Consider the following 6,451-nt stretch of genomic DNA (forward strand, 5'->3'; position numbering starts at 1 on the left):
GGCTCCGCGGCCGGGCAGGGCGCGTCCGTCCGTCATGACGGCTCAGCAGAACCCGGTGACGGTCGCCCAGGCACGCGGCTCGGCCGGGACGTCCTCACGCAGGACGGTCGCCTCGATGAGGCCGTACGGGCGGTCGGCCGCGTAGAAGACCTCGTTCGGGTTGTCGAGGCCGAACGGCGCCAGGTCCACGAGGAAGTGGTGCTTGTTCGGCATCGAGAACTTGATCTCCGCGATCTCCGGGACGGCCTCCAGGACGGCCTTGCCCATCGCGAAGAGCGTCTGCTGGAGCGCGAGCGAGTGGGTCGTCGCGAACGCCTCGAGCTGGATCGCGCGGACCTTCGCGTACACCGCGTCGAAGTCGACGTCGGTGGTCGTGTAGCGCCAGCGCGAGGTGACCGACGTCGCGAGGATGCGGTCGTCCGTCTCGACGAGCGTCGTGTAGCGGTCGCGCGGGAACCCGTGGAACTCCGAGCCCGTCGACTTGAGGACGACGAGGTCCGTGAGGCCCGAGACGACGAAGACCTCGTCGCCGTCGCGCTGCACGACCGTGGTGCGCGTCTCCTGGTTGTTGCGGACGAACGCGTGGTCGTGCTCGCCGTCCGAGGTCTCGATGCGGTTCCAGGAGTACTGCTCGATCTCCCAGCGCCCGCCCTCGATCCACTCGAAGTCCTCGACGAAGTGCTGCCCGAGGCGGATCGCGAAGTCCTCGATCGCGCCCACGCCGTCACGGGCGAACGCGTAGATCGTGTTCTTCTGCGTGTCCGTCGCGACGCAGCGGGAGTTGTCCCCTTCGCGGTGCGTGGCCTCCTGCCCGCCCCTCAGCTGTGAGGAGACGTTGACGTCAGTGATCTCGTGGCGGGGCGTGGAGCGGTCGACGCGCACGAGGCGCACCTCGGCCTTGCCCCACTGGTTGTCGCCCAGGACGATGGCCCCGCTGCTCTGCGTGGCCGCCGACTGCTCGGCAGTCGTGGTGGTGCTCATGTCAGCTCCCTCGATAGGTCGAGTAGGCGAACGGGCTGAGCAGGACGGGGACGTGGTAGTGCTGCTCAGCGCTCGCCACCCGGAAGACGATGACGACCTCCGGGTAGAAGGACACGGTGTCTCGCCGGTCGAAGTACTCGGCCGTGTCGAACACGAGCCGGTACGTACCGGGGACGAGGGTCTCGGGCCCGAGCTGGGGCACGCGACCGTCGTCGTTCGTGCGGGAGGACGCCACCAGGGACCAGCCCTGCCCCGTCGTCCCCTCCGCGATCTCCGGAGCCGCCTCCAGGCGGACGGTGATCCCCTCGGCGGGCCTACCGCTGGCCGCGTCGAGTACGTGCGTGGTGATGTGGCTGGCGTGGGTGCTCATGCCGTCAGCATTCCCTTCAGCCGCAGCGCGGCGATCTCGCGCAGGTTGCGGGCGGCGTTCGCCCGCTCGGTCTCGGCGTCGTTGCCGAGCCGCTCGGTGAGCTGCTCGAGGATCTCCTCGGCGCTGCGCCCGGCGGCCCGGACGAGGAACACGTGGCCGAACCGCTGCTCGTACGCGCGGTTCCCCTCGGCGAGCCGGCGCGTCACGTCGTCGTCGGAGGTGTCGACACCGGCCTGCTCGGAGCGCGACATGCTCGCGTCCGCGGCCTCCCCCTCGGCACGCTCGCCGATCCGGGGGTGGCGCGCCAGCGCGGAGTCGACCTCGTCGTCCGTCCACGGGTCGGCGGTGGTGAGCGCCGCCTCGACGGCGTCCTCCACGGTCGCGTACGGGCGCCCGGCCGCGACCTCCTCGGCCCAGCGGTCCACGTGGGCGCACGCGAGGAGCGCGTCCCGCGCCTCGTCCGGCGACCACCGGTTGAACTCGTCCAGCGTCATCGCTGCGTTCCCTCTCGACGACCGGGCCGGGCGGCACGACCGCCCAACCTTCGGAGTGGATTCCACATCTCGGAACTTTGTTTCCGTCTTATGAATGTACGTCGCGGGTGGGGTGATGTCAACCACGGCACGGCTCCAGGGCTCGGGCGGCGAGCGTCGCGCCCCAGCACCCCGGCCACGGAGGACGACGAAGGGCCCGGCAGCGGATGCTGCCGGGCCCTTCGTGCGGTCGTGCGGTCGTGCCCGCGGACGGCTCAGGAAGCGCCGAGGCCCGCCCGGAACTCGTCCTCGAGGATGCTCATGACCGTCGCGTCCGCCCACCCGTCGCCGTCGCGGTAGACGTCGCGCAGCCGGCCCTCCTCGCGGAAGCCCAACGACTCGTAGAGCATCCGGGCGCGGGGGTTGATGCTCAGCACGTCGAGGCTCACGCGGTGCAGGCGCGGTCCCTCGTGCCGGACGCCGTCGACGTCCGTCGACCCGTCGAAAGCGAACCGCAGCACCTCGAAGATGGCCTCGCGACCATAGCCGCGCCCGCGGTAGTTCGGGAGCAGCGCGAGCCGCAGGTTCGCCGAGCGCGCGTGCTCGTCGAGGTCGTTGAGCACGATCTCGCCGATCAGCTCGTCGCTCACCGGCTGCCCGTCACGCACCGCACCCGGCGTGATGGCCCAGTCGTACCGGCCGTCCCGGTCGCTGACGGTCGCCACCCACTCGTCGATCTGGTCGCGCGTGAAGGTCGCCGTCGTCCCCGTGAGCCGGTTGGCCTCCGGGTCCTGCAACGACTCCCACATGCGGTCCGCGTCCCGCGCCTCGATCGGGCGCAGACGCACCATCTCCCCCAGGACGACCGGTCCGCGCGTCACGGCGGTCAGCCGATCCGCTCGAGGACGAGCTCGCGCACGCGGCCCGCGTCCGCCTGACCGCGGGTCGCCTTCATCACGGCGCCGATGATCGCCCCGACGGGCCCGAGGTTCCCGCCCCGGACCTTCTCCACGATGTCCGGCTGCGCGGCGAGCGCCTCGTCGATCGCGGCCAGCAGCGCACCGTCGTCGGAGACGACCTCGAGGCCCCGGGCGGTGACGACCGCCTCCGGGTCCCCCTCGCCGGCGAGCACGCCGTCGAGCACCTGGCGCGCGAGCTTGTCGTTGATCCGGCCCGCGTCGACGAGACCCTGCAGGGCGGCGATCTGCGCGGGCGTGACGGACAGCGCCTCGAGCGCCACCTCGTCCTGCTTGGCGCGGCGCGCGAGCTCGCCCATCCACCACTTGCGCGCACCGGCCGGGCTGGTGCCCGCCGCGACGGTGGCCTCGATGAGGTCGAGCGCGCCCGCGTTCACGACGTCGCGCATCTCGGCGTCCGCGTAGCCCCACTCGCCCTGGAGCCGACGGCGGCGCGCGACCGGGAGCTCGGGGAGCCCGGCACGGATCTCCTCGATCCACTCGCGCGGCGGCGCGATCGGGACGAGGTCGGGCTCCGGGAAGTACCGGTAGTCCTCGGCGTCCGACTTCACGCGGCCCGACGTCGTGATGCCGGTGTCCTCGTGCCAGTGCCGGGTCTCCTGGATCACCGTGCCGCCCGCGTCGAGCACGGCGGCCTGGCGCGAGACCTCGTAGCGCACGGCCCGCTCGACGGACCGGAACGAGTTGACGTTCTTCGTCTCGGTGCGCGTGCCGAGCGGCGACTCGGGCGTCGGGCGCAGCGAGAGGTTCACGTCGGCGCGGACGTTGCCGCGCTCCATGCGCGCCTCGGACACGTCGAGCGCCCGGAAGATGTCGCGCAGCGTCTGCACGTACGCGCGCGCGACCTCGGGGGCGCGGTCGCCCGCGCCCGTGATCGGCCGCGTGACGATCTCGACGAGCGGGATGCCGGCGCGGTTGTAGTCGACGAGCGAGTACTCGGCACCGTGGATGCGACCGGTCGCCCCACCCACGTGGGTGTTCTTGCCGGCGTCCTCCTCCATGTGCGCGCGCTCGATCTCGACGCGGAACACGGTCCCGTCCTCGAGCTCGACGTCGATCCACCCGTCGTAGGCGATGGGCTCGTCGTACTGGGACGTCTGGAAGTTCTTCGGGACGTCCGGGTAGAAGTAGTTCTTGCGCGCGAACCGGCACGTCTCGGCGATCTGGCAGTTGAGCGCGAGGCCGATGCGGATCGCGTACTCGACGGCCTTGCCGTTGACGACCGGCAGGGCGCCCGGGAGCCCGAGCGAGACCGGGGTCACCTGGGTGTTCGGCGCGGCGCCGAAGCTCACCTCGGCCGGGCAGAACATCTTGGTCAGCGTGCCGAGCTCGACGTGCACCTCGATCCCGATGACGGGGTCGTAGCGGCGCGTGGCGTCGGCGTAGTCGACGAGGTCGACGGTCGTGGCGGTCATCCGACCTGGCCCTCCTGTGCGTTCGTGGCCGTGGGCAGCGCGGGCGCGCGGTCGAGCAGCGGTCCGCCCCACGAGCCGACCAGGGCGGCCTCGAGCGCGGCGCCCACCCGGTACATGCGGTCGTCGGCCTTGGCCGGCGCGAGGATCTGGAACCCGACGGGCAGGCCGTCGTCCGACAGGCCCGACGGCACCGACATGCCGGGGACCCCCGCGAGGTTCGCGGGGATCGTCGCGACGTCGTTGAGGTACATGGCGAGCGGGTCGTCGAGCTTCTCGCCGAACCGGAACGCCGTGGTCGGCGCCGTCGGCGAGACGAGGACGTCCGCCTGCTCGAAGGCGGCGGCGAAGTCCCGCTGGATGAGCGTGCGGACCTTCTGCGCGCTGCCGTAGTAGGCGTCGTAGTAGCCGGCCGAGAGCGCGTAGGTGCCGAGGATGATGCGACGCTTCACCTCGTCGCCGAAGCCCGCGCCGCGCGTGGCGGCCATGACGCGCTCCGCGGTCACGGGGCCCTCCTCAGGCTCCACGCGCAGGCCGAAGCGCATGCCGTCGAACTTCGCGAGGTTGCTCGACGCCTCCGACGGCATGATCAGGTAGTACGCGCCGAGCGCGTACTCGAAGTGCGGGCAGGAGACCTCGACGATCTCGGCGCCGAGCCCGCGCAGGAGGTCGAGCGACTGCGCGAAGCGCGCGCTCACGCCCTCCTGGTAGCCCTCGCCCGTGAGCTCCTTGACGACGCCGACACGCAGGCCCGAGAGGTCGCCCGTGGCGCCCTGGACCGCGGCGTCGACGAGCGCCGGCCCGCGGCCGGGGATCGACGTGGAGTCGCGCGGGTCGTAGCCGCCGATGAGCTCGTGCAGCAGCGCGGCGTCGAGCACCGTGCGCGTGACGGGGCCCGCCTGGTCGAGCGAGGACGCCATCGCGATGAGCCCGTACCGGGAGACGCCGCCGTACGTCGGCTTGACGCCGACGGTGCCGGTGACGGCCCCGGGCTGACGGATCGAGCCGCCCGTGTCCGTGCCGATCGCGAGGGGGGCCTCGAACGCCGCCACCGCCGCGGCGGAGCCGCCGCCCGACCCGCCGGGGATCCGGTCGAGGTCCCACGGGTTGCGGGTGTTGCCGTACGCGGAGTGCTCGGTCGACGAGCCCATGGCGAACTCGTCCATGTTCGTCTTGCCGAGGATCGGCAGCCCGGCGGCGCGGATCTTCTCGACGAGCGTCGCGTCGTACGGCGGCACCCAGCCCTCGAGGATCTTGGAGCCGGCCGTCGTCGGCATGCCCTTGGTCACGACGACGTCCTTGACCGCGATCGGCACACCGGCGAGCCGGTGCACCGGCTCGCCCGCGACGCGGCGGTCGTCGACCGAGCGGGCCGTCGCCAGCGCCTCGTCGGTGTTGACGTGGAGGAACGCGTTGACCGCGCCGTCGACCGCGCCGATCCGGTCGAGGTGCGCCTGGGTGGCCTCGACGCTCGAGAAGTCGCGCGCCTCGAGCCCTTCGGCGAGCTCGGCCGCGGAGAGCCGTGTCAGGTCCGTCATCTCACTCCTCCCCGAGGATCTGCGGTACGGAGAACCGACCGTCCTCCGCCGCGGGCGCGGCCGCGAGGACGTCCTCGACAGGCAGCGGCGGCTCGGGGATGTCGTCACGGAAGACGTTCGACATCGGGATCGGGTGGCTCGTCGCGGGGACGTCGGGCGTCGCGACCTCGCTGACCTTGGCGATGGCGTCGACAATCACGTCGAGCTCGCCGGAGAGCCGGTCCAGCTCCTCGGGTCGCAGATCGATGCGGGCCAGCGCGGCGACGCGCGCGACCTCGTCACGGGAGATGGTGGACATGCCCCCATTCTAGTGGGGACACGCGCCGTGGCCCGCCTCCGGCCGGCCCGCAGCCTGATCAGCCTGCGCTCGGTGCCGCAGGCTCGCCGCTCTGCGCGGCGTCCGGAGAAGCGTGGTGCGAGGTGCGCGCCCGGGGGCGCTGCCTCCGCTCCGGCCCGACAGCGGCACACCCCCCGCTCTGCGGCCCGCCCGGGCCCGCCGGCGGCAGCACCGACGCCAACGCGGGGCATCAGCCACGACGGGTTCGCCGTCGCGTCGTGTGGGGGTATGCGGATATGCCGAAGGCCCACCCCGTGTGGGGTGGGCCTTCGGTGAAGGGTTGTCCGGCGGCGTCCTACTCTCCCACCCCGTCTCCAGGGCAGTACCATCGGCGCTGAAGGGCTTAGCTTCCGGGTTCGGTAT

7 protein-coding genes are annotated in these 6,451 nt (G+C 72.2%); all 7 read right to left on the bottom strand.

What is annotated here, in order from left to right:
• Positions 1-42: 42 nt before the first annotated feature.
• Complete coding sequence (gene pucL / locus B9L22_RS16875) at positions 43-981, bottom strand: factor-independent urate hydroxylase (protein ID WP_021480425.1); 939 nt, start codon at positions 979-981, stop codon at positions 43-45.
• 1 nt (position 982) lies between these two features.
• Positions 983-1,351, bottom strand: coding sequence for a hydroxyisourate hydrolase (gene uraH, locus B9L22_RS16880; RefSeq protein ID WP_021480424.1), 369 nt, complete (start codon positions 1,349-1,351; stop codon positions 983-985).
• Positions 1,348-1,845, bottom strand: a complete 498-nt coding sequence (gene uraD, locus B9L22_RS16885; RefSeq protein ID WP_085387603.1) for a 2-oxo-4-hydroxy-4-carboxy-5-ureidoimidazoline decarboxylase — start codon at positions 1,843-1,845, stop codon at positions 1,348-1,350. The genes uraH and uraD overlap by 4 nt, the downstream gene beginning before the upstream one ends.
• A gap of 254 nt (positions 1,846-2,099) precedes the next feature.
• Entirely contained in the window at positions 2,100-2,705 is a 606-nt protein-coding gene (locus B9L22_RS16890; protein ID WP_043654210.1) for a GNAT family N-acetyltransferase, read from the bottom strand.
• A gap of 5 nt (positions 2,706-2,710) precedes the next feature.
• On the bottom strand, positions 2,711-4,216 hold the full coding sequence (gatB, locus tag B9L22_RS16895) for an Asp-tRNA(Asn)/Glu-tRNA(Gln) amidotransferase subunit GatB (RefSeq protein ID WP_086151233.1): 1,506 nt from the start codon (positions 4,214-4,216) through the stop codon (positions 2,711-2,713).
• Positions 4,213-5,751, bottom strand: a complete 1,539-nt coding sequence (gene gatA, locus B9L22_RS16900) for an Asp-tRNA(Asn)/Glu-tRNA(Gln) amidotransferase subunit GatA (protein WP_086151234.1) — start codon at positions 5,749-5,751, stop codon at positions 4,213-4,215. The genes gatB and gatA overlap by 4 nt, the downstream gene beginning before the upstream one ends.
• 1 nt (position 5,752) lies before the next feature.
• Positions 5,753-6,049 carry an Asp-tRNA(Asn)/Glu-tRNA(Gln) amidotransferase subunit GatC gene (gene gatC / locus B9L22_RS16905; protein ID WP_034652217.1) on the bottom strand — a complete coding sequence of 99 codons (297 nt, stop codon included), beginning with the start codon at positions 6,047-6,049 and terminating at the stop codon, positions 5,753-5,755.
• Between the last annotated feature and the right edge of the window lie 402 nt (positions 6,050-6,451).

The organism is Cellulosimicrobium sp. KWT-B (assembly GCF_002127155.1).
Taxonomy (GTDB): Bacteria; Actinomycetota; Actinomycetes; order Actinomycetales; family Cellulomonadaceae; genus Cellulosimicrobium; species Cellulosimicrobium funkei.